This window comes from Pseudomonas sp. 22490 (assembly GCF_052044465.1).
Taxonomy (GTDB): domain Bacteria; phylum Pseudomonadota; class Gammaproteobacteria; order Pseudomonadales; family Pseudomonadaceae; genus Pseudomonas; species Pseudomonas aeruginosa.
In genome coordinates this window covers 30528-56597 of sequence record NZ_JBQENS010000013.1, presented here as the reverse complement: position 1 = coordinate 56597, position 26070 = coordinate 30528, and the positions used below count along the sequence as shown (strand labels likewise).

Sequence of the window (26070 nt, the reverse complement as noted above, 5' to 3'; positions counted from 1 at the left end):
ATGGTCGGGCAGCATCGCGCCGACCCTTCGCCCTTCAGGGGGGCCTCCACGTCCAGGAGGACGCCGGGGAACCCCACCTGGAGCGAGCGCCGACTCAGAACTCCACCGTCGTCGACACCTGGAACTGCCGGGGCTCGCCCATCGCCACGTACAGTCGATTGGCACTGGACGGGTAGTAGGTGCGGTCGAACAGGTTCTTCACGTTGAGCTGGAACTTCACGCCGTGCCCGCCGAAGCGGGTGTCGTAGCTGGCGAAGGCATCGGCCACGGTGTAGGACGGCAGGTCGAAGGAATTGGCCGGGTCGCCCGGGCGCTTGCCGACGTAGCGCGCGCCGCCGCCCAGGCGCAGGCGGTCGCCGCCGAAGAGCTGGCCGAGTTCGTAGACCGCCGACAGCGACGCGGTGTTGCGCGCCACGTTCTGCAGGCGCTTGCCCTCCAGGGTCGGGTCCTCGGTGACTTCCGCGGCGAGCCAGGCGTAGCTGCCGATCAGGCTCCAGCGTTCGCTGAGCTGGCCGGTGAGGTCCAGCTCCAGGCCGCGCGAGCGGACCCGGCCGGCGGCGCGCACGCTGCTGTTGCCGGCACCGTCGAGTTCGTTGACCAGCACGTTCTTCTTGCGAATGTCGAACAGCGCCAGGGTGCCGCTGAGACGCCCCGGCACATCCAGCTTGGCGCCCAGCTCCCAGGAGGTCGCCTCCTCCGGCAGGATCGCCGAATCGATGGTCTCGCCGGTGCTCAGCGGGGCGATGGTCGAGTTCGGCTTGAACGAGCGCGTGTAGCTGCCGTACAGCGAAACCTCGTCGCTCAGGCGGTAGACCAGGCCGCCGCGCGGCACCCATTTCTGCCCGTTGATATCGGTGTTGGCGTTGAACGGCCGGCCGCGCCCGGCGAGCTGGTCGTAGATCTGGTAGCGCGCGCCGCCGACCAGGATCCAGCGTTCGTCCAGGTGGATCGAGTCCTGGAAGTACAGCGAGTCGCTGCGCAGCTTGTCGGTCTGGTCGCTGTCGCCGGCGACCACCCGGGTCGACGGCACCACCTGGCCATAGACCGGGTCGAGGTAGTCGAAGCGGCTGGTCTTGCTGTCGCGCAGCAGGTCGGCGCGGAAGATCTTGCGCTTCTCGTGGTCCATGCCGAATTGCAGGTCATGTTGCATCCCGGCCAGTTGCAGCGTTCCGCTCAGGCCGAGGGTGGCGAAGCTGTCGCTGCTGACCGCGCCGTGGGTGCCGTCCATGCGCCGGGTCAGGGTGCCGTCGGCATTCACGGCCATCACCCGGGCCTGGTTGTCGTCGTAGGTCTCGCGACTGTAGCCGTAGCCGAAGTGGGCCTTCCAGGTGTCGTCGAGCTGCCGTTCGAGATCCAGGCGGGTCAGCTCGGAACGGCCCTCGGTGATGTTGAAGGGCTCGTCCAGGCGCCGGCTGCGCGGGATGTCCAGCGGGCGGTTGGTACGCGGGTCGATGGCCGTGCCACGGTCGAACGGCGTGGTGAACTCGCGGTGCTCGTAGCTCAGGTTGACCGTCGTGTCCTCGCCGTACCAGGCCAGCGAGGGCGCCACCAGCGTCTCGCGACTCTTGCCGAAGTCGCGCCAGTAATCCTCGTCCTCATGATCGAGGATCATCCGGTAGGCCAGTCCGCTGTCGCCCAGCGGGCCGGTGGAGTCGAGCTGGCCGCCGCTGCCGTTGCGCCCGTGGGCGTAGGCCGAGCCACGCAGGGTCAGGGCGTTGGCTTGTTGCAGTTGTGGCTTCTTGCTCACCACGTTGACCACCCCGCCCGGGTCCTGGATGCCATAGAGCAGGGATGCTGGCCCCTTCAGCACCTCGACGTGGTCGGCGGTGGCGGTGAAATTGCGGCCCTGCACCGAGGGCATGCCGTCGCGCATGATCGAGCCGTCGCGGTTGTCGCCGAAGCCGCGCTTCATCACCGCGTCCTGGGTACCGCCGAGGGTGTTGGCCTGGGTGATGCCGCTGATGTTGCCCAGCGCGTCGTCAAGGTTGCGCGGGCGCTGGTCCTGCAGCGCCTGTGCCGGGACCACGCTGATCGCCTGGGGGATTTCCAGTAGCGGCGCATCGCCGCGGCTGATCGAGGCGTTGGCCGCCGGCCGGTAGCCCTGCGCCGGGGCGGCGGCGGAGACCGTCGTGGCATCGAGGTCGAGCGCGCCGCTGGCGGGGATCGGCTCCAGGGTCAGGGTGCGCTCGTCGATCCGCCGCGCGCGCAGGCCGCTGCCCTGCAGCAGGCGTTGCAGCGCCTCCTCCGCGTCCAGCGAACCGTGCAATGCCGGAGCGGTCGCCTGCGGCGGCAGCTCGGCGGTGTAGAGCAGCGTCTGCCCGCTGGCCCGGCTGAACGCGTTGAGCGCCTGGGCCAGCGGCGCGGCAGCCTGGCTGAAGCGGTAGCGAACCGCCTCGGCGGCCTGCACGGTGGCGGCGAGACAGCCGAGGCTGAGGAACAGGGCGGGGAGAGTACGCAGGGCGAAGCGCGGGAACGGGGTCATGGGTTGCTCGTGTCGGTCGCTTTTCTAATGCGAATCAATCGCGGTCATGAGCACTACACGAAGCGGCGCCGGATTTACCTCACCCCGCAGGGCAAAAAAATTCTTCGCCGGGAAAGATTCCTGCGGCCAAACGGAGCGGGGCCGCCGTCAGCGAATCACCACCAGGCGTCCGAACAGGATCTGCTGGCGATAGCCGAGCACCGCCTGCAGCGACTTCAGCGCGGCTTCGGGATCGTCGCTGCGGAAGCTGCCGCTGACCGGCTGGCGGCCGAGCGCGTCGTCGAGCAGGAGAATGCGTCCGGGGTAGTAGCGAGCGAGTTCGTCGAGCACTTCCGCCAGCGGCCGCCGGTAGAAGCTCAGCCAGCCCTGGCGCCAGGCCAGCGCGGCGGCGGCGTCGATGGCCACGGGCCGGCCCAGCCTGCCGTCGGCGAAGCCGACCTGCTGGCCGGCGCCCAGCACTTCCTCGGCGGCGCCCGCGCCCGTGCCGGCGCTCACCGCGACCCGCCCTTGCAGCACGGTGACGCGGGTCGCCCCGGCGCCGCGACGGACCTCGAACTCGGTGCCCAGTACCCGCGCCCGGCCTTCGCCGGCCTCGACCACGAATGGCAGCGCGTCGCGCTTCACCCGCAACGCGGCGGCGCCGCGCAGCAGTTCGACCCGCCGCTGGCCGCCGTCGATACGCACGCGCACCGCGCTGCCGGCGTCCAGGCTCAGGTAGGAGCCATCGGCCAGCTTCCATTCGGCGACCTGTCCCGGCGCGGCGACATAGTCGGCACGCCAGTCCTGCAGCCAGTCGCCGGGCTGCCACCAGCCGCCCAGCCAGAGCATCGCCAGCAGGCAGGCGACGCTGGCCAGCGGGTAGGCCCAGCGCCGCGGGTTGCGCGACGCTCGGCGCGGCCGCAGGTAGGCTTCCAGGGCATCGGCCTCTTCGATGGCCAGGCGGCTCGCCGGTATTTCCGTCAGGCGCCAGAGCGCCTCGGCGCGGGCATAGGCCTCGGCATGCGCCGGCCGCTGCGCCAGCCAGTCCTCGAAGGCCCGCCGGGTCGCCGCATCCGGCGTACCGCGCAGGCGCACCAGCCAGGCCTGGGCGGTCTGCTCGAGGACGGGCTCGTAGGGCGCGGCGTCGCTATCGGGTCGGGTCATGGCTGGGCGCTCCTTGCCTGCTCGCCGGCCGGGCCGGCCAGGCTCGCCTTGCAGGCGTCGAGGGCGCGCATCATATGTTTTTCCACGGCGCTTTGGGAAAGCTGCATGGCCTGGGCGATCTCCGCGTAGGTGCGGCCGTGGATGCGATTGAGCAGGAAAATCCGCCGGGTCCGCTCGGGCAGGCCGCGCAAGGCGGCCTCGACCCGGCGCCACTGGTCGCCGGCCTCGAGCGCCTGCTCGGGACCGACCGGCTCGCCCTGGCGCTGCTCCGGCAGCCAATCGTCCAGTTGCCGTTGCCGCGATCCTTCGCCACGCAAGTGGTCGATGGCCAGGTTGCGCGCGCTGCGCAGGAGGTAGCTGCCAAGCTCCTCCACCGGGGCGGCCGGGCGCCGCCAGAAACGCAGGAACAGCTCCTGGACCAGGTCGGCGGCGGTCGCCCGGCAGCCGACCCAGCGGCTGACCAGGCTTTCCATGCGCTGGCGCTGGGCCAGGAAGGCCTTGAGGAGATCCGCGCGGCGCGCCGCCTCGCCGTCTGCCGGCAAGGCATCCGGGCGCGGGCCGGGAGGTAGGTCGCGGTCGGGCATCGGTGAGGACGGCTGCACGAAAGCCGGCGCCGGGGCGGCGCCATGGGAATGCTGAGCAGGCCCGCAAATGATAATGCTTATCATCAATACCGAGAAGCCGGCGACGACGAAACGCCTTGCGGGTCGCGCGCCGGGCTACCCGGCACGCCGCCCCTCACTTCACCAGGCGCGCATCCAGGCTGTTCTGCGCCAGGCGCCTGGCCTGCTCCTCGGTCATTCCCAGGCTCTGCTGCAAGGCATGGAAGTTCTCGGTGACATAGCCGCCGAAGTAGGCCGGGTCATCGGAGTTCACCGTCACCTTCACGCCGCGTTCGAGCATGTCGAGGATGGTGTGCTGGCTCATGTCGTCGAACACGCAGAGCTTGGTGTTGGACAGCGGGCAGACGGTCAGCGGGATCTGTTCGTCGATCAGCCGCCGCATCAGCCGCTCGTCCTCGAAGGCGCGTACGCCGTGGTCGATGCGCTCGACCTTGAGCAGGTCGAGGGCTTCCCATATGTACTCGGGCGGCCCCTCCTCGCCGGCATGGGCGACGGTGAGGAAGCCTTCGCTGCGGGCCCGGTCGAAGACCCGCTGGAACTTGCTCGGCGGATGCCCTACTTCCGAGCTGTCGAGGCCGATGGCGATGAAGGCGTCGCGGAACGGCAGCGCCTGGTCGAGGGTTTTCTGCGCCTGTTCCTCGCTGAGGTGGCGGAGGAAGCTGAGGATCAGCCCATGGCGGATGCCCAGCAGCTTCTCGCCGTCCCGTAGCGCGGCGCGGATGCCGGCGAGCACCACCTCGAAGGGAATGCCGCGATCGGTGTGGGTCTGCGGGTCGAAGAACGGCTCGACGTGGACGACGTTCTGCGCCTTGCACTTCTGCAGGTAGGCCCAGGTCAGGTCGTAGAAGTCCTGCTCGGTGCGCAGCACGTCGGCGCCGGCGTAGTAGAGGTCGAGGAATTCCTGCAGGTTGTTGAAGGCGTAGGCCTTGCGCAGGGTCTCGACGTCGTTCCAGGGCAGGGCGATGCGGTTGCGCTCGGCGAGGGCGAACAGCAGCTCCGGCTCCAGGGTACCTTCCAGGTGCAGGTGCAGTTCGGCCTTGGGCAAGGCGTTGAGCCATTCGTACATGGGGTGGGTTCTCGATCAGGCTGGTCTTGGCCGGCAAGTTTAACCTGTCCCGGGAGTCAGGCCCGCGGCAAACCCGCGAGCCGCTCCCGCGCGCGACGGGCGGCTCAGGCCGTTTCGCCGCGCCGATAGGCATAGGTCTGCGCGAAGCGCGAGGTCAGCCAATCGCCACAGGTGGTCGGCGGATACTTCGGCGGGTTGTCCGCGTCGAAGCAGCCCGGCAGGCAGCGGATCTCGGTGTCCATGTGCGGTTCGGCGAAGAACGGCATGGAGTAGCGGTGCACCCCGCGCGGGCTGATCACCCGGTGCGGGGTCGAGCGGTAACGGTCGTTGCTCCAGCGCGCCATCATGTCGCCGATGTTGACCACGAAGGTGCCGTCGATGGGCGGCGCGTCGATCCATTCGCCCTGGCGGTTCTGCACTTGCAGGCCACCGGCGGCGTCCTGGTAGAGCAGGGTCACGCAGCCGTAGTCGGTGTGCGCGCCGGCGCCGGGCTGGTCGGCGCTCTGCCGGGCCGAGGCCGGCGGATAGTGGATCAGGCGGAACACGCTGACCGGCTGCTCGAAGCGGCGATCGAAGAAGTCCTCCTCGATCCCCAGGGCGATGGCCAGGGCGCGCAGCACGGTACGGGCCAGCGTCAGCATGTCGGCATAGTGTCCTTCCAGCAGGGCCTCCCAGCCGGGCAGGTCGGGGTGTCGGTTGGGCCCGTAGAAGGACTTGCCGGCGCGCACGTCGGGATGCTCCGCCGGCAGGTGCAGGGCCATGTCGAAGGTCTCCTTGAAGTCGCTGGGCAACGCCGGGTCGAGCTGCTCGGTGGCGATCGCGCCATAGCCGCGATGATTGCGGCTACGGGTGATATCGATCTTCAGCTTCTCTTCGACGGGCAGCGCGAAGAACTCCCGCGCCGCCGCCAGCAGGGCTTCGAAGCGCGCGGCCGGCAACGGGTGTCCGGCGATGTAGAAGAAGCCCCACTCGCGGCAGGCCTGGTCGATCCGCCGCGCCACGTCGTTCCAGGCGCCACGGTCGGCGCCGTAGAGCGGGGCGATGTCGATGATGGGTAGACGGTCCAATCGCGCTCTCCTCGATGGGTCCTGTACGGAAAGTGCCTGCGCTCGGCGACTTTTTCCATACAAGGCCAGGGCTCACTTCGGCAGGTCGGCCTTGATGCCTTCCACGTAATAGTTCATCGACGCCAGGTCGGCATTGGTCGCGCTGACGCCGGCGGCGAAACGCTCCTTGCCGGACTGGTCGCGGATCGGCCCGGTGAAGGGGTGGAAGGCTCCGCTACGGATCGACTCGATCAGCCTGCCCGCCTCTTCCCGCACCGGCGCCGGCAGCACCTCCTGGTTCAGCGGCAGGACCACCGTACTCTCGGCCAGGCCACCCCAGAAGTCCTCGGATTTCCAGGTGCCGTCCATCACCGCCTGGGCCGAGCGGATATAGTGCGGGCCCCAGTCGTTGACGATCGAGGTGAGCACGGTCTTCGGACCGAAGTGCTGCATGTCCGAGGCGTAGCCCACGGCGTACACCCCGCGACGCTCGGCGGCCTGGATCGGCGCCGGGCTATCGGTGTGCTGGAACACCACGTCGACGCCCTGGTCGATCAGCGCGTTGGCCGCGTCGGCCTCCTTGCCCGGATCGAACCAGGTGCTCACCCACATCACCTTGAGTTCGGCCTGCGGGTCGTATTTGTCCAGCGCCAGCTGGATCGCGTTGATGTCGCGGATCACCTCGGGAATCGGAAACGAGGCGATGTAGCCGATCTTGTGGCTGCGGGTCATCTTCGCCGCGAGGAAGCCGCCGACGTAGCGTCCCTCGTAGGAGCGCGACAGGTAGGTGCCGAGGTTCCTGTCGCGCTTGTAGCCGGTGGCGTGCTCGAAGGTCACCTTGGGAAACTGCCGGGCCACCTTGGCGGTAGGGTTCATGTAGCCGAAGGAGGTGGTGAAGACCAGGCCGTAGCCGTCTTTCGCCAGGTTGCGGATGACCCGCTCGGCGTCGGCGCCCTCGGCGACGTTCTCGACGAAGCTGGTCTTCACCTTGTCGCCGAAGTGCTCCACCAGTTCGCGGCGGCCCAGTTCGTGCTGGTAGGTCCAGCCGTGGTCGCCGACCGGGCCGACATAGACGAAGCCGATCTTCAGTGGTTCGGCGGCCTCGGCGGCGAGAGCGCAGGCGCCGAGGCCGAGGACGGCGGCAAGGCGGCGCAGGACGGACATGCGGGATTGCGTGCGACGGTGTTTCATGGATGGGCGTGCTCCGGTGAGTGCAGGGTTGGCCATCGGGCGTGGCTTCGCGTTCAGCCCGCCCGCCGATGCAATTACCTGACCACCCGGACAACTCCGCTCAAGCTCGCGCTTCTGCGCGCCGCGTCATGCCGGCGCGGCTGCAGGACGGTGCAGCGCGCCATCGCTTGGTGCATGCCGGCGCCGCCACGATGGCGCTACCATGGGCGCTGGCTTTCCGTAACAAGGCACGCACGCGATGACCGCGATCTACCTGGCCGGGCCGGACGTCTTCCGCCCCGACGCCGAAGCCCATGGCGAAACCCTCAAGGCGCTCTGCGCCGAGTTCGGCTTCGTCGGCCTCTACCCGCTCGACCACGCCCTGCCCGCCGACATCCGCGAGCCAGCCGCACAGGCCGCCTGGATCTACCGCGCCAATGTCGGCCTGATCGAGCGCGCCGACTGCGTGCTGGCCAACCTCGAACCGTTCCGCGGCAGCGAGCCGGACAGCGGCACCGCCTTCGAAGTGGGTTACGCCCTGGCCCTGGGCAAGCCGGTATATGCCTACCTCAGCGATGCCGGCGCCTACACCGAGCGCCTCGCCCGGCTGGCCCCGGAATGGCTCGGCGAGCACCCCGGCGAGGACCGCGACGGTTGGCAACTGGAGGGTTTCGGCCTGCCATTGAACCTGATGCTGGCGGTGCCTTCGCGGCTGGTCGCCGGCGGCCCGCGCGAGGCTCTGCGACGCCTCGCCGAGGAACTCGAGCGCGCCTGACATCGCGGGAAGGCCGTCGCCTAGCTGCTGGCAGATAGCCGCCGCCCGGCCCGTCGCTTGCCGGCCATAATCCTGGACAACAACGGCCCCATCCGGGAGGCCGGCCTGCAAGAGGCATCCGATGAACCGATCCAAGGGTTCCAGCAGCCGTCGTACCTTCCTGCGCCTGGCAGCCCTGCTGCTGCCCGCCGGCGCCCTGCTCGGCAGCCTGCCGGGTGTACGCGCCGCGGCCAGGCCGCGGAAACTCTATCTGGCCGGTCCCGATGTGTTCCGCGCCGACGCCGTCGCCCACGGCGAAGCACTCAAGGCACTGTGCGCACGCTACGGTTTCGAGGGCCTCTACCCGCTGGACAACGCGCTGCCGAAACAGCTCGCCGAGCCGCGCGAACAGGCGGCCTGGATCTACCGCGCCAACATCGGCCTGATCGAACGCGCCGACGCGGTGCTGGCCAACCTGAACTTCTTCCGCGGCGCCGAGCCGGACAGCGGCACCGCCTTCGAGGTCGGCTATGCCACCGCCCTCGGCAAGCCGGTCTATGGCTACGTCGACGACGCCGGCAGCTACGCCGAGCGAATCCGCCGGCACGCCCCGGAGCTGATCGGCGAGGATCCGACCCGCGACCGCGACGGCATGACCCTGGAAGAGTTCGGCCTGCCGCTCAACCTGATGCTGGCGGTGCCGGCAACGCTAGTCGTCGGCGACGCCGAGCAGGCCCTGCGCCAACTCGCCAGCCGGCGCCACGGCTGACCCGGCGCCGGCCGTACGACGAGAGACTCAGGGCAGGCGGGCGATACGCTCGGTGAGCAGGTCGAAGAACCCCTGGGCGTCGCCCTCGTTGATCCACTCGACGTTGGCCGGCTGCTTGAGGCCGCCGTACCAGTCGGCCACGGTCTGGCCGAAGGTGATGCCCTCGCGGCTGTCGACCTGCACGTTGATCCGCTTGCCCTTGAACAGCGAGGGCTTGAGCAGGTAGGCGACCACCGTGGCGTCGTGCACCGGGCCGCCCTTCAGGCCGTAGTACTTGATGTCGTACTGGACGTAGGCGTCGAGGATGTCGGCGACGGTCTTGCCGGCCTGGTTGCCGAGGTTGCGCAGCTTGGCGATGCGCTCGGGGCTGGTGAGGATCTTGTGGGTCACGTCGAGCGGCAGCATGGTGATCGGCGCCCCGCTCTTGAGCACGATTTCCGCCGCGTGGGGGTCGGCGAAGATATTGAATTCGGCGGCCGGGGTGATGTTGCCGCCGTTGAAGTGGGCGCCGCCCATGATCACGATCTCGCGGATGCCCTTGACGATGTCCGGGGCCTGGGTCAGGGCCAGCGCGAGGTTGGTCTCCGGGCCGAGCATGGCCAGGGTCACGCTCTTCTCCGGCGCCGCACGCAAGGTGCGGATCAGGTAGTCCACGGCGTTACCTTCGGCCAGCGGCTGCTTCGGCTCATGCACCTCGACGCCGCTGATGCCTTCGCTGCCGTGCACGTCGGCGGCGTAGATCGGCGTGCGCAGCAGCGGTCGCGGAGCGCCGGCGTAGACCGGGATATCCGGGCGCTTGCCCCACTCGCGGGCCAGCCGGGCGTTACGCGCGGTCTTTTCCAGCGGCACGTTGCCGGCGACGGTGGTCAGCGCCTGGATCTTCAGCTCCTTCGGCGAGGCCATGGCGAACAGCAGGGCGATCACATCGTCGGCGCCCGGATCGGTGTCGATGATCAGCGTCCGCGGCGATGGCGGCGCCACCGTTTCGGCAGCGGACAGAGGAAGGCTGGCGGGCATCAGCAGGGCGAGTCCTAGCAGAAGGCTGCAAAAGCGATTGCATGGGCGGGCGGCGCGTGACATGGGGCGGCTCCTGGTGGGGAATGCCACAGTCTAGCCAGTTGCGGGCCACGCGCCGACCTATGCGAACCGACAGAGGAAGCACGGCGCTTCCCCTACCGGAACCCGCATCAACCGGCGATCAGGGCACTCGCCGCAGCGCGGTGGCGGGCGATCAGGGCGGCCAGGTCGAGGCCCTCCACGGCACCGTCGACCACTCGCCAGGCGCCGCCGACCATTACCCGGTCGGCGCGGTCGGCAGCGCACAGCAGCAGCGCCGAGAGCGGGTCGTGGCTACCCGAGAAGCGCAGCTCGTCGAGCTTGAACAAGGCCAGGTCGGCCTGCTTGCCGGGGGCCAGCTCGCCGATGTCGCTGCGCCCGAGCAGGCGTGCCGAGCCACGGGTTGCCCAGCCCAGGGCGAGTTCCGGGGTGATCCGCTCGGCGCCGTAGCGCAGGCGTTGCAGGTACAGGGCCTGGCGCGCCTCGAGGATCATGTTCGAGGCGTCGTTGGAGGCCGAGCCATCGACTCCCAGGCCGATCGGCGCGCCGGCCGCCTCCAGCTCCACGGTCGGGCAGATGCCCGAGGCCAGGCGCATGTTCGAACTCGGGCAATGGCAGATACCGGTGCCCGCCTCGCCGAGCCGGCGGATCTCCTCGGCGTTGAAGTGGATGCCGTGGGCCAGCCAGGTGCGCGGGCCGAGCCAGCCGACGCTATCCAGGTAGTCCACGGTGCGCAGGCCGAAGCGCTGCAGGCAGAAGTCTTCCTCGTCGAGGGTCTCCGCCAGGTGGGTGTGCAGGCGTACGTCGTGGCGCGCCGCCAGTTCGGCGCTGGCGCGCATGATCTCCGGAGTCACCGAGAACGGCGAGCAGGGCGCCAGGGCGATCTGCACCCGGGCACCGTCTCCGCGCTGGTGGTAGCGGGCGATCAGTCGCTCGCTGTCGGCGAGGATGGTCTCGGCCTCCTGCACCGTCTGCTGCGGCGGCAAGCCGCCGTCCTTCTCACCGAGGCTCATCGAGCCGCGGGTGAGCATGGCGCGCATGCCCAGTTCCTCGACCACCCCGGCCTGCACGTCGATGGCCTGTTCGAGGCCGCCGGGAAACAGGTAGTGGTGGTCGGCGGCAGTGGTACACCCGGACAACAGCAGCTCGGCCAGCGCCACCTTGGTGGCCAGTTCGAGTTTCTCCGGGGTCAGCCGCGCCCAGACCGGGTAGAGGGTCTTCAGCCAGGGGAACAGCGGCTGGTTGACCACCGGCGCCCAGGCGCGGGTGAGGGTCTGGTAGAAGTGGTGATGGGTGTTGACCAGCCCCGGCAACACCACGTGCCGGCTGGCGTCGAACTGGCTGGCGCAAGGTTGTGCGGGCTGCTGGCCAGCGCCGAGCAGCTCGACGATGCGGCCGTCTTCGACGACCAGGCCGCCGGCGGCGTCGAGACCGTTGGCGGTGAAGATGGCGAGGGGATTGCGAATCCAGGTGCGGGACATGTGCGGACCTTCGTCGGATCGGCGGGCCGGCGCAAACGCTGCCGGCCCTCGGTTGATGAGAGCCAGCTCAGTGTTCACCCTGTCTGCTGATCCAGGTCCGCGGGGCGACGACGGGGCGCCACGCGCGTGGCGATATCCTACAAGGGATTTCTGGAGAGGTGTAAGGCTTTCCTCCCGGTGGCGGCCGGGCGCGGTTTGATGGGGGTCAACGGACGCCTCCCGGCAGGGGCATAGAGTGGGGGACTGCATAGCTGAAAACGTAGAACGGAAGGAGTCCCGCATGAGCGAAGAACCCACTGTCAGTCCCCCCTCCCCCGAGCAACCCGCCGCGCAGCCGGCCAAGCCGGCCCGGCCAGCCGCCCGCCGCGCCCCGCGCAAGCCGGCGACCCGCCGCCCGCGAGTGGCCAGCCCGGCGCAGAAGGCCCGCGAGGAGATCCAGGCAATCAGCCAGAAGCCGGTGGCCCTGCAGGTCGCCAGTGCGCCCCACGGCAGCAGCGAGGACAGCACCTCGGCGAGCCTGCCGGCGAACTATCCCTATCACACGCGGATGCGCCGCAACGAGTACGAGAAGGCCAAGCACGACCTGCAGATCGAACTGCTCAAGGTGCAGAGCTGGGTGAAGGAGACCGGCCAGCGCGTGGTGGTCCTGTTCGAAGGCCGCGACGCCGCCGGCAAGGGCGGCACCATCAAGCGCTTCATGGAACACCTGAACCCGCGCGGCGCGCGGATCGTAGCCTTGGAGAAACCGTCCTCCCAGGAGCAGGGCCAGTGGTATTTCCAGCGCTACATCCAACATCTGCCCACCGCCGGCGAGATGGTCTTCTTCGACCGCTCCTGGTACAACCGCGCCGGCGTCGAGCGGGTCATGGGCTTCTGTTCGCCGCTGCAATACCTGGAGTTCATGCGCCAGGCGCCGGAGCTGGAGCGCATGCTCACCAACAGCGGCATCCTGCTGTTCAAGTACTGGTTCTCGGTGAGCCGCGAGGAACAACTGCGGCGCTTCATCTCGCGCCGCGACGATCCGCTCAAGCACTGGAAGCTGTCGCCCATCGACATCAAGTCTCTGGACAAGTGGGACGACTACACCGCCGCCAAGCAGGCGATGTTCTTCCATACCGACACCGCCGACGCGCCGTGGACGGTCATCAAGTCCGACGACAAGAAGCGCGCACGACTCAACTGCATCCGCCACTTCCTGCACTCGCTGGACTACCCGGACAAGGACCGGCGCATCGCCCATGAGCCGGACCCGTTGCTGGTGGGGCCGGCCTCGCGGGTGATCGAGGAGGACGAGAAGGTCTACGCCGAGGCGGCCGCCGCGCCGGGCCACGCGAACCTGGATATCCCGGCCTGAGGCGGGCGGTCGCGCCAACGAAAACGCCCGGGGCGCTTTCGCGCTCCGGGCGTCCCTGGTTCGACGGTCGCTGGCCGGGTCACTCCGGCGCGGAGGTCCGGATCAGGTGGTCGAAGGCGCTCAGCGAAGCCTTGGCGCCCTCGCCCACGGCGATCACGATCTGCTTGTACGGCACCGTGGTCACGTCGCCGGCGGCGAAGATGCCGGGCAGCGAGGTCTCGCCACGGGCGTCGACGATGATCTCGCCGCGCGGCGACAGCTCGACGCTGCCCTTGAGCCACTCGGTGTTGGGCAGCAGGCCGATCTGCACGAAGATACCTTCCAGCTCGATCGACTTGAACTCCTCGGAGTTGCGGTCCTTGTACACCAGGCCGGTGACCTTCTGGCCGTCGCCCTTCACTTCGCTGGTCAGGGCACTGGTGATCACCTCGACGTTCGGCAGGCTGTAGAGCTTGCGTTGCAGCACGGCGTCGGCGCGCAACTTGCTGTCGAATTCCAGCAGGGTCACGTGGGCGACGATGCCGGCCAGGTCGATGGCCGCCTCGACGCCAGAGTTGCCGCCGCCGATCACCGCCACGCGCTTGCCCTTGAACAGCGGGCCGTCGCAGTGCGGGCAGAAGCACACACCCTTGGCCTTGTACTCCTGCTCGCCGGGCACGCCCATTTCGCGCCAGCGAGCGCCGGTGGCGAGGATCAGGGTCTTGGCCTTGAGGCTGCCGCCGCTCTCGAACTGCACCTCGTGCAACTCGCCGGTGTTCTTCGCCGGAACCAGCTTGCTGGCGCGCTGCAGGTTCATGATGTCGACCTCGTAGTGACGCACGTGCTCTTCCAGCGCCCGCGCCAGCTTCGGCCCTTCGGTCTCCTGCACCGAGATGAAGTTCTCGATGGCCATGGTGTCCAGCACCTGGCCGCCGAAGCGCTCGGCGGCGACGCCGGTGCGAATGCCCTTGCGCGCGGCGTAGATCGCCGCCGCGGCTCCGGCCGGGCCACCGCCGACCACCAGCACGTCGAAGGCGTCGCGGGCGGTCAGCTTCTCGGCGTCGCGGGCGGCGGCGCCGGTGTCGATCTTGGCGAGGATCTCTTCCACGCCCATGCGGCCCTGGCCGAAGACTTCGCCGTTGAGGTAGATGCTCGGCACCGACATGATCTGGCGCGCCTCGACCTCATCCTGGAACAGCGCGCCGTCGATGGCGACGTGACGGATGTTCGGGTTGAGCACGGCCATCAGGTTCAGCGCCTGGACCACGTCCGGGCAGTTCTGGCAGGACAGCGAGAAGTAGGTTTCGAACTCGAAGGTGCCCTCGATGCCCTTGACCTGCTCGATCACGTCCGCGTCGAGCTTGGAGGGGTGGCCGCCTACCTGCAGCAGGGCCAGCACCAGCGAGGTGAATTCGTGGCCCATGGGGATACCGGCGAAGCGCAGGCCGATGTCCGCACCGGGGCGGTTCAGCGAGAACGACGGTTTGCGCGCATCGCTGCCGTCGGTCTTCAGGGTGATCTTGTCGGTCAGGCCGACGATGTCTTGCAGCAGGCCCAGCAACTCGCGGGATTTGTCGCTGTCATCGAGGGACGCGACGATCTCGAACGGCTGGCTGACCTTTTCCAGGTAGGCCTTCAACTGGGTTTTAAGATTGGCGTCCAACATGGTTCAGCTCCTCGAAATTCGGGCAAACGTATCCCCGGCGGATGGGACATCCGCCCTGCACGGCGCGTTGGCTGGGTGAAGGGCGGACGATCCGCGAGGGATCGTCCGCCGGAGAGGCTGGCGGCGAATGCCGCCGGCGCGGTCTTAGATCTTGCCGACCAGGTCCAGGGACGGAGCGAGGGTCTTCTCGCCTTCCTTCCACTTGGCCGGGCAGACTTCGCCCGGGTGGGCGGCGGTGTACTGGGCGGCCTTCAGCTTGCGCACGGTCTCGCCGACGTCACGGGCGATCTCGTTGGAGTGGATCTCGACGGTCTTGATCACGCCTTCCGGGTTGATCACGAAGGTACCGCGCAGGGCCAGGCCTTCTTCCGGGATGTGCACGCCGAAGGCGTTGGTCAGCTGGTGGGTCGGGTCGCCGATCAGCGGGAACTGGGCCTTGCCGACTGCCGGGGAGGTTTCGTGCCAGACCTTGTGCGAGAAGTGGGTGTCGGTGGTCACGATGTAGACCTCGGCACCGGCTTTCTGGAACTCGCCGTAGTTGTTGGCGGCGTCTTCGATCTCGGTCGGGCAGTTGAAGGTGAAGGCAGCCGGCATGAAGATCAGGACCGACCACTTGCCCTTCAGGGATTCCTCGGTCACCTCGATGAACTTGCCGTTGTGGAAAGCGTTGACCTTGAACGGTTGGACTTGAGTGTTGATCAGGGACATCAGTCGTTCCTCTCTCAGTTGAATGGGGTGTTTCAAATCGACTGGGAGAATCTTAACGGGGTTCGGCAAAAATGCCCCATTGATTTAGGCCATCAGTGAAATTATCTAAATCTATCGAAGAATATATAAATAGTTAAAACAACTAATCGAAGAACCTGCCCTCGTCAGTGCCCGGCCTTCCACGGCTGGCCCAGGGAAACCGGGGCATACAGCCGGGTGCGCAGGGCATCGCGGGAGAGCAGGACCAGCACCAGGATGGTCGCCGCATAGGGCAGCATCGCCAGCAGGTTGGCCGGAATCGACAGCCCGATCCCCTGGGCCACCAGGTGCAGGATGCTGGCCAGGCCGAACAACCAGGCACCGAGCAGCACGCGGAACACCCGCCAACTGGCGAAGACCACCAGCGCCAGGGCGATCCAGCCGCGTCCGGCGGTCATGTTCTCCGCCCACATCGGCGTGTAGGCCAGCGACAGGTAGGCACCGGCCAGGCCGGCCATGGCGCCGCCGAAGAGCACCGCCAGGGTGCGCACGCGCAGCACCGGCAGGCCCATCGCGCTGGCCGCGTCAGGGTTCTCGCCGACCGCCTGGAGAACCAGCCCGGCGCGGCTGCGCAGGAGCATCCAGGCGACCGCGGCGAACAGCGCCAGGCTCAGGTAGACCAGCGCGTCCTGGGCGAACAGCATGCGCCCGAGCAGCGGCAACTCGCCCAGCACCGGCAGCGCCAGCGGGGCGAACCCTTGCAGCGGCTTGCCGACCCAGGCGGCGCCGACGAACGACGAAAGGCCGACGCCGAAGATGGTCAGCGCCAGGCCGCAGGCCACCTGGTTGGCGTTCAGGTACAGGGCGACCCCGGCGAACAGCGCCGCCAGCAGCATGCCGGCGAGCACCGCGAGGAGCACGCCGAGCCACAGGCTGCCGCTGGAGAAGGCGACCATGAAGCCGATCACCGCGCCGAACAGCATCATCCCCTCCTGGCCCAGGTTGAGCACCCCGCTTCTCTCGCAGACCAGTTCGCCCAGGGCCACCAGCAGCAGCGGAGTACCGGTGCGGACCATGGCGAACAGCAGGTTGTCGAGCAGATCGATATCCATCGTGGTTCCTCGGCGGTTCGGTCAGGCCAGGGCGTCGCGCAGCGCCGGGCGCTTGCGCCAGCGTCCGTGCAAACGTGGGCGGTAGAGGATCAGCACGTCACAGGCGAGGAGGAAGAACAGCATCATCCCCTGGAACAGCCCGGTCAGCGCCAACGGCAGGTTGAGGCTCATCTGCGCGGCCTCGCCGCCGAGGTAGAGCAACGCCATCAGCAGGCTGGCGCAGAGGATGCCGAACGGATTGAGACGGCCAAGGAAGGCCACGGTGATCGCCGCATAGCCGTAGCCCGGCGAGACCTGCGGCACCAGTTGGCCGATCGGCCCGGCGACCTCGCAGACGCCGGCCAGGCCTGCCAGCGCGCCGGAGAACAGCAGCACGAACCAGACCAGGCGCTTCTCGCGGAAACCGACGAAACCGGCGGCGCGGCGGTCGAGGCCGAGCACGCGGACCTGGAAACCGAGGAAGCTGCGCTGCGCCAGCACCCAGACCGCCGCCAGCGCCAGCAGGCCGAACAATGCGCCAAGGTGCACCCGGCTGTCCTCGAACAGCGCCGGCAGGCGGCTGGCCTCGCCGAACAGCGCCGACTGCGGGAAGTTGAAGCCATCCGGGTCCTTCAACGGCCCGTGCACGCCGTACAGCAGCAGGTTCAGCGCGATGTAGTTGAGCATGATGGTGGTCAGGATCTCGTTGGCGTTGAAGCGCGTTCGCAGCCAGGCGGCGAACCCGGCCCAGAGCGCCCCGGCAGCGGTGCCGGCGAGCAGCACCCAGGCCAGCGCCCAGCGGCTCTGCCAGTCGAGCAACTGGATCGCCACCGCGCTGCCGGCCAGGGCGCCGACCAGCAACTGGCCCTCCGCGCCGATGTTCCACACGCGCGCCTGGTAGGCCAGTGCCAGGCCGAGGGCACAGAGCAGGATCGGCATGGCCTTGACCAGCAGCTCGCCGAGCCCATAGAGGTCGCTGAGCGGCTGTACCAGCACGGTATGCAGGGTCTGCCAGGGATCGTGGCCGAGACAGGCGAACAGCAGCGCGCCGCAGACCAGGGTCAGCAACCCCGCCAGCAGCGGAGAGGCCAGCAGCATCCAGCGCGACTGCCGGCCGCGCGGTTCCAGGGACAACAGCATCACAGGCTCCCTTGGGCAACGGCGCCGGCGACCGCCGCCGGCGCCTCGAATTGACCGGCCATCCAGCCGCCGACCTGCTGCGGCGAAGCGCTCGCGGTGGCGACCGCCGGGCACAGCCGACCCGAACACAGCGCGGCGATGCGGTCGCTGAGCAGGAACAGCTCGTCGAGGTCCTCGGAGACCACCAGGATCGCCGTACCGGCATCGCGCAAGGCGATCAGCGCGCGGTGGATCAGCGCCGCCGCGCCGACGTCCACGCCCCAGGTGGGATGCGCCGCCACCAGCAGGCGCGGGGCCTGGAGGATCTCGCGGCCGAGAATGAACTTCTGCAGGTTGCCGCCGGAAAGGCTGCGTGCCGGCGCCCCGGCACCCGGGGTCTTCACGGCGAAACGGCGGATGATCTCCTCGGCCAGCGCCAGCACCTTGCGCCGCCGGACCAACCCGCGCTTCACCAGACCCTGCTGGAAGGCGGTGAGCAGCGCATTGTCCGCCAGGCTCATCTCCGGCACCGCGCCGTGCCCCAGCCGCTCGGCGGGCACGAAGGCCTGGCCGGCGCGGCGCCGCGCATCCGGCGCCAGGTGCGCGCCGGCGCAGCCGCCGAGGCGGATGCGCTCGGCCTGGGCGCGCGGCAGGCGCACTTCGCCGCTGAGCAGAGCGAGCAACTCGTCCTGGCCGTTGCCGGCGACCCCGGCGATACCGAGGATCTCGCCGCTGCGCACCTCCAGATCGAGGCCGGTGAAGGACACGCCGAAGGGGTCCGGGTTGCGCCAGTGCAGGTCGCGCACCTGGAGGAAAGGCGCGCCGCCGGTAGCCTTCGGATACTCCGCCGCCAGGCCCTCGGCGTCGCCCACCATCAGCCGCGCCAGCTCGAGATCGGAACATTGCGCCGGCACGCACTGTCCGGCCACCCGTCCGCCGCGCAGCACCGTGGCGCGCTGGCAGAGCGCACGGACCTCGGCCAGCTTGTGGCTGATGAAGAGGACACTGCAGCCCTCCTCCGCAAGACGGCGCAGGGTGACGAAGAGATCCTCGGCCTCGCGCGGGGTCAGCACCGAGGTCGGCTCGTCGAGGATCAGCAGGCGGATGTCCTGCATCAGGCAGCGCACGATCTCCACCCGCTGGCGCTCGCCGATGGACAGCCCATGGACCAGCCGGCGAGGCTCCAGCGGCATGCCGTAGCGCTGCGACACCTCGCGAATACGCGCCTCCAACCGGCGCGGGCTGCCCGCCTCGGCGCCGAGGGCGAGCGCGATGTTCTCCGCCACGCTGAGCGTCTCGAACAGGGAGAAATGCTGGAACACCATGCCGATCCCCAGCGCCCGGGCGCGAGCCGGGTCGCGTACCTGCACCGGCTCGCCCTGCCAGCGGATCTCGCCGGCATCGGGACGGGTCACGCCGTAGATGATCTTCATCAGCGTGCTCTTGCCGGCGCCGTTCTCACCGAGCAGGGCGTGGATCTCGCCGGCGTCGATGCACAGGTCGATGCGGTCGTTGGCCAGGCAACCCGGATAACGCTTGCTGATCCCGCGCAGTTCGAGGCGCGGCGGCGCGAAGGAGGAAGGTGCGGACATGGCGGACCCGATCGGTTGCTCGACGATGCGGCGGCCGGTGCAAATACCTGGCCAGGAGGTCAGGAAAGCCCTGGAACGCGGCTTGCACCGGGAGCCACGGGCCAGGCTCCCGCGCCGAGCGGCACCAAGCCGGGGCACGCCTGGGACGCCGCGGCACATTTGCGGGCAACCCTGCGGCGCACCCACGTGAGCATTTGTCGCAAAGCAGTCATCACCACCTTGCTCACAGAGTTATCCACAGCGTGTCGGGAGCCCATCCGGGACCTTGGGAAGCCTCCCGCGCCGATCGTCCCGGCGATTTTCGCAACATTGGCGATGGACAGAAAACAGCCAACCCGGCAGGCCATGGGCGCGACCTGGCAAGGCATTTTCTCCAACACTTTGCCAACAGCTTTATCCACAAGATATCGACAGCCGTTCGGAGGAGCACGGCAGGACGATCTCTCCCGGCCAAGCCACGGGTCGGCCGAATCCCTGGGGCAGCCCCGGCGGCCCGCTTCCGGCACAGTTTGCCAACAGCTTTTCCACAGGAAACCCGCGGAACGGGAATGCCCGTGAAAATGTCTCCAGGACTTCCCCTTTAGACGCCATGATGCCCATGAATACTGGGTTTTCCGGCTTTCCAGGAAAGTCCGCGGCGATCGACGGAAGCATGCTCGGCGGCGCCATGGGTGGATCCGCTGTCCACAGTTTCGCGATGCACCGTCGTGGCGCATTCCACAGCACCTTTTCCCTGGCTCTTTCGCCAACCGGGAGAAATCCTGCGGCTCCGTCCAATGCCTTTCCCCCGACCGCCGAAGGCATTTTTTCAACGGGGAATGCGAACAGCTTTTCCACAGACAAACCCACAGAAGCGCCAGTTGCCGACCGGGCATTTCGCAAGGCGGATTCAAGGTGCCGGAACGCTTTCCGCGGATCGCCTGCCGGAAGCCAGATGGGCACATCCCGCAATGGCTCGTGCAATCTTTCCGCACACGCGCTACACACAGACTTATCCACAGCATGCGCACAGTGCATAATGGCGGAAGCGAGATCACGCGCCAAAGACGGGATATTTCCGTCGATTTCCCGGACTAAAGAGGCGAAAGCGCCATTCCGGCAGCAGAGGAGATGAACGATGCAGTACCTGCTGGCAACTTCGTCCCCCCACTTATCCTGCACTCCGACCACGGCGGGAGCGCGATGAGCAGTTCGGCTCATCGCGGGCGGATCCTGCATTTCCTCGGCGACCCGGCGAAACTCGGCGACAAGGCCTGGGAGTATTTCGAGGACGGCCTGCTGTGGATCGAACACGGCCACGTGCGCGCGCTCGATCACGCAACCTACCTGCTGCCGCAACTGCCCGCCGACCTGCCGCTGGAGGAGCATCCGCAGCGCCTGCTGCTGCCCGGCTTCGTCGATTGCCATGTGCATTACCCGCAACTCGGAGTGATCGCCTCCTACGGCACCCAACTGCTGGACTGGCTGGAAACCCACACCTTTCCCGCCGAGCAGCGCTTTGCCGATGCCGGCTACGCCGCCGCCCAGGCCGAGCTGTTCCTCGACGAACTGCTGCGCCACGGCACCACTACCGCGCTGGTGTTCGGCACGGTCCATGCGGTATCCGCCGAGGCATTCTTCCAGGCCGCGCAGAAGCGCCGCCTACGGATGATCGCCGGCAAGGTGCTGATGGACCGCAACGCGCCGCCGGCGCTGTGCGATACCGCGGCCAGTGGCTACGCCGAGAGCCGCGCGCTGATCGAGCGCTGGCACGGCAACGGGCGCCTGCAATACGCGGTCACCCCGCGCTTCGCGCCGACCTCCTCGCCCGAGCAACTGGCCGCGGCGGCGCGCCTGCTGGACGAGTATCCCGGCGTCTACCTGCACACCCATCTTTCGGAGAACCTCAAGGAAGTCGCCTGGGTCGGCGAGCTGTTTCCCCAGGCGCAGGACTACCTGGACGTCTATCATCGCGCCGGCCTGGTCGGCGAACGCAGCGTGTTCGCCCATGGCATCCATCTCTCCGAACGCGAATGCCGCTGCCTGGCGCACAAGAACGCGGCGCTGGCGCACTGTCCCAGTTCCAACCTGTTCATCGGCTCCGGCCTGTTCGACCTTGGCCGCGCCCAGCAATACGGCATCCGCGTCGGCATCGGCAGCGACGTCGGCGGCGGCACCAGCCTGTCGCTGCTGGCCAACCTCGCCGACGCCTACAAGATCCAGCAATTGCGCGGCACCAGCCTCGATCCGTTCCAGGCGCTCTACCTGGCCACCCTCGGCGGCGCCAGGGCGCTCGACCTGGACGGCCTGGTCGGTAACTTCCTGCCCGGCCGCGAAGCCGACTTCGTCGCCCTCGACCTGGCCGCCACGCCGATGATCGCCCAGCGCATGGAGCATGCGCGCGGCCTGGCCGATACCCTGTTCGTGCTGAACACCCTGGGCGACGACCGCGCGGTGGCGGAGACCTGGGTGATGGGGGAGCGGCGCCATGTGAAGGGGTGAGAGTCTCTTTCCCGCGTTGGCTCGGCCCGTCGCTGCATGCCACCTCCTCGCGCCGTAGAGAAAAGACGCCGTTCGGCGGGCGGCCGAAGCTCGCGTTACTCCATCCGCGCCCTCACGACACCGCCACCGCCTCCAGGAAGCGCTCCAGCACCAGGTTCGGCCGGCGTCCCTTGCGGGTCACGATGGTCAGCGCGATGGCATAGTGGAAACGCTCCGGCAGCAGGGGCCGCAGCATCCCGGCGGCGACCCAGTCGGCAGCGTAGTGCGACGGCAGGTAGCCGATGAAGTTGCCGGTCAGGATCAGGAATGCCATGCCCTCACGGTCCGAGGCGCTGGCGCTGTTGTTCAGCTCCTGGTGGCGCGCCTGGGCTTCGGCGGGCAGGCGGTAGCTGGGCGCCACGGCGTCCGCGGCGAGCACCTCGTCCACCGCGATATCGCCGTCGGCGCGCTCGAACAGTGCGTGGCCGCGGCTGCAATAGAGCTGCGCGTGCTCGTCATACAGCGGCAGGTACTCGAGCCCCGACAGCGGACTGATCAACGGCACCACGCCGACATGCAGGTGGCCGTCGAGCACGCCCAGTTCGATCTCGTTGGGGGTGGTCATGCCGATGTTGATCCGCACCTGCGGTCCCTGCCCCTTGAGCGCGCTGAGAGCGTGGGTGATGCGCATCTGCGGCAGGGTCACCAGGTTGTTGATGATGCCGATGTTGAGTTCGCCGCGCAGGTGCTGGTGCAGGTCGTTGACCTCGGCGCGGAACCCCTCCAGCGCCGCCAGCAGGGTCTGGGTCGCGCGATAGACCTCGCGGCCCTCGTCGGTCAGGGCGAAGCCGGCGCGGCCGCGCTGGCACAGGCGCATGCCCAGGCGCTTCTCCAGGTCGCCCATGTGCAGGCTGATCGCCGAGCGGCTGAGGCCGAGAGTGCTCTCCGCGGCGGAGAAACTGCCGCACTCGACGATGGTCTTGAAGATGCGCAGCAGGCGGATATCGAAATCGCTGACCTGGCCGAGCGACGGGTTGCGGGATTTGGCCATTATTGTTTTACCCAGTCGAAACTAAACGTGAGAAGAATAAGCTTTATCTAACCTTTCGTCAGGGCCAAGCTTGATCCAACGCTCCGCCGCCGCGTGCGCGGAACCTTCCAACAAGAAAGCCCGAGGATCGAACGATGAACCAGCCGCTCAACGTGGCCCCGCCGGTTTCCAGCGAACTCAACCTGCGCGCCCACTGGATGCCCTTCTCCGCCAACCGCAACTTCCAGAAGGACCCGCGGATCATCGTCGCCGCCGAAGGCAGCTGGCTGACCGACGACAAGGGTCGCAAGGTCTACGACAGCCTGTCCGGCCTGTGGACCTGCGGCGCCGGCCACTCGCGCAAGGAAATCCAGGAGGCGGTGGCTCGCCAGCTCGGTACCCTCGACTACTCGCCGGGCTTCCAGTACGGCCATCCGCTGTCCTTCCAGTTGGCCGAGAAGATCGCCGGGTTGCTGCCAGGCGAACTGAACCACGTGTTCTTCACCGGTTCCGGCTCCGAGTGCGCCGACACCTCGATCAAGATGGCCCGCGCCTACTGGCGCCTGAAAGGCCAGCCGCAGAAGACCAAGCTGATCGGCCGCGCCCGCGGCTACCACGGGGTCAACGTCGCCGGCACCAGCCTCGGCGGGATCGGCGGCAACCGCAAGATGTTCGGCCAGCTGATGGACGTCGACCACCTGCCGCACACCCTGCAACCGGGCATGGCGTTCACCCGCGGGATGGCCCAGACCGGCGGCGTCGAGCTGGCCAACGAGCTGCTCAAGCTGATCGAACTGCACGACGCCTCGAACATCGCCGCGGTGATCGTCGAGCCGATGTCCGGCTCCGCCGGCGTACTGGTACCGCCGGTCGGCTACCTGCAGCGCCTGCGCGAGATCTGCGACCAGCACAACATCCTGCTGATCTTCGACGAGGTGATCACCGCCTTCGGCCGCCTGGGCACCTACAGCGGCGCCGAGTACTTCGGCGTCACCCCGGACCTGATGAACGTCGCCAAGCAGGTCACCAACGGCGCCGTGCCGATGGGCGCGGTGATCGCCAGCAGCGAGATCTACGACACCTTCATGAACCAGGCGCTGCCCGAGCACGCGGTGGAGTTCAGCCACGGCTACACCTACTCCGCGCACCCGGTCGCCTGCGCCGCCGGCCTCGCCGCGCTGGACATCCTGGCCAGGGACAACCTGGTGCAGCAGTCCGCCGAGCTGGCGCCGCACTTCGAGAAGGGCCTGCACGGCCTGCAAGGCGCGAAGAACGTCATCGACATCCGCAACTGCGGCCTGGCCGGCGCGATCCAGATCGCCCCGCGCGACGGCGATCCGACCGTACGTCCGTTCGAGGCCGGCATGAAGCTCTGGCAACAGGGTTTCTACGTGCGCTTCGGCGGCGATACCCTGCAATTCGGCCCGACCTTCAACGCCAGGCCGGAAGAGCTGGACCGCCTGTTCGACGCGGTCGGCGAAGCGCTCAACGGCATCGCCTGATGAGCGGCCGCCCGCAAGCCGTACCCACCGTGCAGGTGGACAACGCCGAGGTGATCGTGACCGAATGGCGCTTCGCCCCCGGCGCGGAAACCGGGCGCCACCGCCACGGCCACGACTATGTGGTGGTACCGCTGACCGACGGCACGCTGCTGCTGGAAACCCCCGAGGGCGACCGCCACGCGCCGCTGGTCGCCGGACAGGCCTACTTCCGCAAGGCCGGCGTCGAGCACAACGTGATCAACGCCAGCGCACACGAAGTGGTCTTCGTCGAGACCGAGATCAAGTAATCCGCACCCGCTCCCCAGGGAGCGGGTAAAGGGAAAGGGCCACGGCCCTTTCGTCACCCCTAGCGAAGAGAGAACAAGACAAGATGGGCACCCTCCACCACCTGATCAACGGCGAAATGGTCGCCGACAACGGCCGCAGCGCCGACGTCTTCAACCCCTCCACCGGCGAAGCCATCCACAAGGTCCCGCTGGCCGACGGCAAGACCCTGCAGAAAGCCATCGATGCCGCCAAGGCCGCTTTCCCGGCCTGGCGCAACACCCCGCCGGCCAAGCGTGCACAGGTGCTGTACCGCTTCAAGCAACTGCTGGAGCAGAACGAGGCGCGGATTTCCAAGCTGATCAGCGAAGAGCACGGCAAGACCCTGGAAGACGCCGCCGGCGAACTCAAGCGCGGCATCGAGAACGTCGAGTACGCCTGCGCCGCCCCGGAAATCCTCAAGGGCGAGTACAGCCGCAACGTCGGCCCGAACATCGACGCCTGGAGCGACTTCCAGCCGATCGGCGTGGTCGCCGGGATCACCCCGTTCAACTTCCCGGCGATGGTGCCGCTGTGGATGTACCCGCTGGCCATCGCCTGCGGCAACACCTTCATCCTCAAGCCCTCCGAGCGCGACCCCAGCTCCACCCTGCTGATCGCCGAGCTGTTCCACGAAGCCGGCCTGCCGAAGGGCGTGCTGAACGTGGTGCACGGCGACAAGGAAGCCGTGGACGGCCTACTCCAGGCGCCGGAAGTGAAGGCCATCAGCTTCGTCGGCTCGACCCCCATCGCCGAATACATCTATGCCGAGGGCACCAAGCGCGGCAAGCGCGTGCAGGCCCTGGGCGGCGCGAAGAACCATGCGGTGCTGATGCCCGACGCCGACCTCGACAACGCCGTCAGCGCGTTGATGGGTGCCGCCTACGGCTCCTGCGGCGAGCGCTGCATGGCGATCTCGGTGGCGGTATGCGTCGGCGACCAGGTGGCCGACGCGCTGATCGCCAAGCTGGTTCCGCAGATCAAGGCGCTGAAGATCGGCGCCGGCACTTCCTGCGGCCTCGACATGGGCCCGCTGGTCACTGCCGCCGCGCAGGCCAAGGTCACCGGCTACATCGACAGCGGCGTGGCCCAGGGCGCGGAGCTGGTGGTGGACGGCCGCGGCTACCAGGTCGCCGGCCACGAGAACGGCTTCTTCCTCGGCGGCAGCCTGTTCGACCGGGTGACCCCGGAAATGACCATCTACAAGGAAGAGATCTTCGGCCCGGTGCTGTGCGTGGTTCGCGTCAACAGCCTGGAAGAGGCCATGCAGTTGATCAACGACCACGAATACGGCAACGGCACCTGCATCTTCACCCGCGACGGCGAGGCCGCACGCCTGTTCTGCGACGAGATCGAGGTCGGCATGGTCGGCGTCAACGTCCCGCTGCCGGTGCCGGTGGCCTACCACAGCTTCGGCGGCTGGAAGCGCTCGCTGTTCGGCGACCTCCACGCCTACGGCCCGGACGGCGTGCGCTTCTACACCCGGCGCAAGGCCATCACCCAGCGCTGGCCGCAGCGGGCCAGCCACGAGGCCTCGCAATTCGCCTTCCCCAGCCTCTGAAGGCTGACGACGACAGGCATGGTCGGTAACGACCATGCCTTTTTTCTTTTTCCGCAATCAGGAGTCCGCAACGTTCCACCGCCGTGAAACCTCACCCACGGCCGCACCCATGGCGTCGCCCACAAGGCGGCCCAGA

The 26070-nt window shown here is 68.2% G+C and carries 21 protein-coding genes; 7 read left to right on the top strand and 14 right to left on the bottom strand.

The window, feature by feature from the left end:
• Positions 1-94: 94 nt before the first annotated feature.
• The 6 genes from ACTJJX_RS16280 to ACTJJX_RS16255 all read right to left on the bottom strand — a co-directional run bounded on the left by ACTJJX_RS16280 (position 95) and on the right by ACTJJX_RS16255 (position 7551).
• Positions 95-2482: a TonB-dependent siderophore receptor gene (locus ACTJJX_RS16280; protein WP_010793575.1), complete on the bottom strand. Its 2388-nt coding sequence runs from the start codon at positions 2480-2482 to the stop codon at positions 95-97.
• A gap of 147 nt (positions 2483-2629) precedes the next feature.
• The gene (locus tag ACTJJX_RS16275; protein WP_009875671.1) at positions 2630-3625 is read right to left on the bottom strand and encodes a FecR family protein; all 996 of its coding nucleotides are present in this window, start codon (positions 3623-3625) and stop codon (positions 2630-2632) included.
• Positions 3622-4167, bottom strand: a complete 546-nt coding sequence (locus tag ACTJJX_RS16270) for an RNA polymerase sigma factor (protein ID WP_003112642.1) — start codon at positions 4165-4167, stop codon at positions 3622-3624. The genes ACTJJX_RS16275 and ACTJJX_RS16270 overlap by 4 nt, the downstream gene beginning before the upstream one ends.
• Before the next feature lie 196 nt (positions 4168-4363).
• On the bottom strand, positions 4364-5314 hold the full coding sequence (locus ACTJJX_RS16265; protein ID WP_016852323.1) for an adenosine deaminase: 951 nt from the start codon (positions 5312-5314) through the stop codon (positions 4364-4366).
• A gap of 104 nt (positions 5315-5418) precedes the next feature.
• Positions 5419-6381, bottom strand: coding sequence for an oxidoreductase (locus tag ACTJJX_RS16260; protein ID WP_009875670.1), 963 nt, complete (start codon positions 6379-6381; stop codon positions 5419-5421).
• A gap of 72 nt (positions 6382-6453) precedes the next feature.
• Positions 6454-7551: a BMP family ABC transporter substrate-binding protein gene (locus ACTJJX_RS16255; RefSeq protein ID WP_003118576.1), complete on the bottom strand. Its 1098-nt coding sequence runs from the start codon at positions 7549-7551 to the stop codon at positions 6454-6456.
• Between the two features lie 238 nt (positions 7552-7789).
• Between ACTJJX_RS16255 and ACTJJX_RS16250 the strand changes: the two genes are divergently transcribed.
• Both ACTJJX_RS16250 and ACTJJX_RS16245 read left to right on the top strand, forming a co-directional pair.
• On the top strand, positions 7790-8305 hold the full coding sequence (locus tag ACTJJX_RS16250) for a nucleoside 2-deoxyribosyltransferase (protein WP_003162250.1): 516 nt from the start codon (positions 7790-7792) through the stop codon (positions 8303-8305).
• A gap of 121 nt (positions 8306-8426) precedes the next feature.
• Positions 8427-9053 (top strand): nucleoside 2-deoxyribosyltransferase, encoded by a 627-nt coding sequence (locus tag ACTJJX_RS16245; protein ID WP_003117212.1) that lies wholly within the window; start codon positions 8427-8429, stop codon positions 9051-9053.
• A gap of 27 nt (positions 9054-9080) precedes the next feature.
• Here the strand turns inward: ACTJJX_RS16245 and ACTJJX_RS16240 are convergent, their stop codons facing one another.
• Together ACTJJX_RS16240 and ACTJJX_RS16235 are read right to left on the bottom strand one after the other, a co-directional pair.
• Entirely contained in the window at positions 9081-10133 is a 1053-nt protein-coding gene (locus tag ACTJJX_RS16240; protein WP_003106723.1) for a nucleoside hydrolase, read from the bottom strand.
• Positions 10134-10240: 107 nt separating this feature from the next.
• Positions 10241-11590 carry an 8-oxoguanine deaminase gene (locus ACTJJX_RS16235; protein WP_016561478.1) on the bottom strand — a complete coding sequence of 450 codons (1350 nt, stop codon included), beginning with the start codon at positions 11588-11590 and terminating at the stop codon, positions 10241-10243.
• A gap of 457 nt (positions 11591-12047) precedes the next feature.
• Between ACTJJX_RS16235 and ppk2 the strand changes: the two genes are divergently transcribed.
• Positions 12048-12944, top strand: coding sequence for a polyphosphate kinase 2 (gene ppk2, locus ACTJJX_RS16230; RefSeq protein WP_003121626.1), 897 nt, complete (start codon positions 12048-12050; stop codon positions 12942-12944).
• Positions 12945-13023: 79 nt separating this feature from the next.
• On the opposite strand, the gene ahpF is transcribed toward ppk2, so the two are convergent.
• The 5 genes from ahpF to ACTJJX_RS16205 form a co-directional block, all read right to left on the bottom strand.
• Positions 13024-14589 carry an alkyl hydroperoxide reductase subunit F gene (gene ahpF / locus ACTJJX_RS16225; RefSeq protein ID WP_003083830.1) on the bottom strand — a complete coding sequence of 522 codons (1566 nt, stop codon included), beginning with the start codon at positions 14587-14589 and terminating at the stop codon, positions 13024-13026.
• Between the two features lie 144 nt (positions 14590-14733).
• Entirely contained in the window at positions 14734-15297 is a 564-nt protein-coding gene (ahpC, locus tag ACTJJX_RS16220) for an alkyl hydroperoxide reductase subunit C (protein ID WP_003083828.1), read from the bottom strand.
• 164 nt (positions 15298-15461) lie between these two features.
• Positions 15462-16388 carry an ABC transporter permease gene (locus ACTJJX_RS16215; RefSeq protein WP_003083821.1) on the bottom strand — a complete coding sequence of 309 codons (927 nt, stop codon included), beginning with the start codon at positions 16386-16388 and terminating at the stop codon, positions 15462-15464.
• Positions 16389-16409: 21 nt separating this feature from the next.
• Positions 16410-17507 carry an ABC transporter permease gene (locus ACTJJX_RS16210; protein ID WP_003107144.1) on the bottom strand — a complete coding sequence of 366 codons (1098 nt, stop codon included), beginning with the start codon at positions 17505-17507 and terminating at the stop codon, positions 16410-16412.
• A complete protein-coding gene (locus ACTJJX_RS16205) occupies positions 17507-19078 on the bottom strand; it encodes an ABC transporter ATP-binding protein (RefSeq protein ID WP_014833854.1) in 1572 nt (523 codons plus the stop codon). The genes ACTJJX_RS16210 and ACTJJX_RS16205 overlap by 1 nt, the downstream gene beginning before the upstream one ends.
• A gap of 1110 nt (positions 19079-20188) precedes the next feature.
• Here ACTJJX_RS16205 and guaD point away from each other — a divergent pair.
• Positions 20189-21559 (top strand): guanine deaminase, encoded by a 1371-nt coding sequence (gene guaD, locus ACTJJX_RS16200; RefSeq protein WP_003142418.1) that lies wholly within the window; start codon positions 20189-20191, stop codon positions 21557-21559.
• 112 nt (positions 21560-21671) lie between these two features.
• Here guaD and bauR read toward each other — a convergent pair whose 3' ends face one another.
• Positions 21672-22589 (bottom strand): HTH-type transcriptional activator BauR, encoded by a 918-nt coding sequence (gene bauR / locus ACTJJX_RS16195; RefSeq protein ID WP_003083805.1) that lies wholly within the window; start codon positions 22587-22589, stop codon positions 21672-21674.
• Between the two features lie 134 nt (positions 22590-22723).
• Here bauR and bauA point away from each other — a divergent pair, with 134 nt between their 5' ends.
• The 3 genes from bauA (at position 22724) to ACTJJX_RS16180 (ending at position 25934) form a co-directional block, all read left to right on the top strand.
• Positions 22724-24070 carry a beta-alanine--pyruvate aminotransferase gene (bauA, locus tag ACTJJX_RS16190; RefSeq protein ID WP_003083801.1) on the top strand — a complete coding sequence of 449 codons (1347 nt, stop codon included), beginning with the start codon at positions 22724-22726 and terminating at the stop codon, positions 24068-24070.
• Positions 24070-24357 (top strand): beta-alanine degradation protein BauB, encoded by a 288-nt coding sequence (gene bauB, locus ACTJJX_RS16185; RefSeq protein WP_003083790.1) that lies wholly within the window; start codon positions 24070-24072, stop codon positions 24355-24357. The genes bauA and bauB overlap by 1 nt, the downstream gene beginning before the upstream one ends.
• Before the next feature lie 83 nt (positions 24358-24440).
• On the top strand, positions 24441-25934 hold the full coding sequence (locus tag ACTJJX_RS16180) for a CoA-acylating methylmalonate-semialdehyde dehydrogenase (protein WP_003083788.1): 1494 nt from the start codon (positions 24441-24443) through the stop codon (positions 25932-25934).
• The last annotated feature ends 136 nt before the right edge of the window (positions 25935-26070 follow it).

Coding starts and splice junctions, on each gene's coding strand:
- ACTJJX_RS16280 (WP_010793575.1), bottom strand. CDS start 2,482: ATGACCCCGTTCCCGCGCTTCGCCCTGCGTACTCTCCCCGCCCTGTTC.
- ACTJJX_RS16275 (WP_009875671.1), bottom strand. CDS start 3,625: ATGACCCGACCCGATAGCGACGCCGCGCCCTACGAGCCCGTCCTCGAG.
- ACTJJX_RS16265 (WP_016852323.1), bottom strand. CDS start 5,314: ATGTACGAATGGCTCAACGCCTTGCCCAAGGCCGAACTGCACCTGCAC.
- ACTJJX_RS16255 (WP_003118576.1), bottom strand. CDS start 7,551: ATGAAACACCGTCGCACGCAATCCCGCATGTCCGTCCTGCGCCGCCTT.
- ACTJJX_RS16250 (WP_003162250.1), top strand. CDS start 7,790: ATGACCGCGATCTACCTGGCCGGGCCGGACGTCTTCCGCCCCGACGCC.
- ACTJJX_RS16245 (WP_003117212.1), top strand. CDS start 8,427: ATGAACCGATCCAAGGGTTCCAGCAGCCGTCGTACCTTCCTGCGCCTG.
- ACTJJX_RS16240 (WP_003106723.1), bottom strand. CDS start 10,133: ATGTCACGCGCCGCCCGCCCATGCAATCGCTTTTGCAGCCTTCTGCTA.
- ACTJJX_RS16235 (WP_016561478.1), bottom strand. CDS start 11,590: ATGTCCCGCACCTGGATTCGCAATCCCCTCGCCATCTTCACCGCCAAC.
- ahpF (WP_003083830.1), bottom strand. CDS start 14,589: ATGTTGGACGCCAATCTTAAAACCCAGTTGAAGGCCTACCTGGAAAAG.
- ahpC (WP_003083828.1), bottom strand. CDS start 15,297: ATGTCCCTGATCAACACTCAAGTCCAACCGTTCAAGGTCAACGCTTTC.
- ACTJJX_RS16215 (WP_003083821.1), bottom strand. CDS start 16,388: ATGGATATCGATCTGCTCGACAACCTGCTGTTCGCCATGGTCCGCACC.
- ACTJJX_RS16210 (WP_003107144.1), bottom strand. CDS start 17,507: ATGCTGTTGTCCCTGGAACCGCGCGGCCGGCAGTCGCGCTGGATGCTG.
- ACTJJX_RS16205 (WP_014833854.1), bottom strand. CDS start 19,078: ATGTCCGCACCTTCCTCCTTCGCGCCGCCGCGCCTCGAACTGCGCGGG.
- guaD (WP_003142418.1), top strand. CDS start 20,189: ATGAACGATGCAGTACCTGCTGGCAACTTCGTCCCCCCACTTATCCTG.
- bauR (WP_003083805.1), bottom strand. CDS start 22,589: ATGGCCAAATCCCGCAACCCGTCGCTCGGCCAGGTCAGCGATTTCGAT.
- bauA (WP_003083801.1), top strand. CDS start 22,724: ATGAACCAGCCGCTCAACGTGGCCCCGCCGGTTTCCAGCGAACTCAAC.
- bauB (WP_003083790.1), top strand. CDS start 24,070: ATGAGCGGCCGCCCGCAAGCCGTACCCACCGTGCAGGTGGACAACGCC.
- ACTJJX_RS16180 (WP_003083788.1), top strand. CDS start 24,441: ATGGGCACCCTCCACCACCTGATCAACGGCGAAATGGTCGCCGACAAC.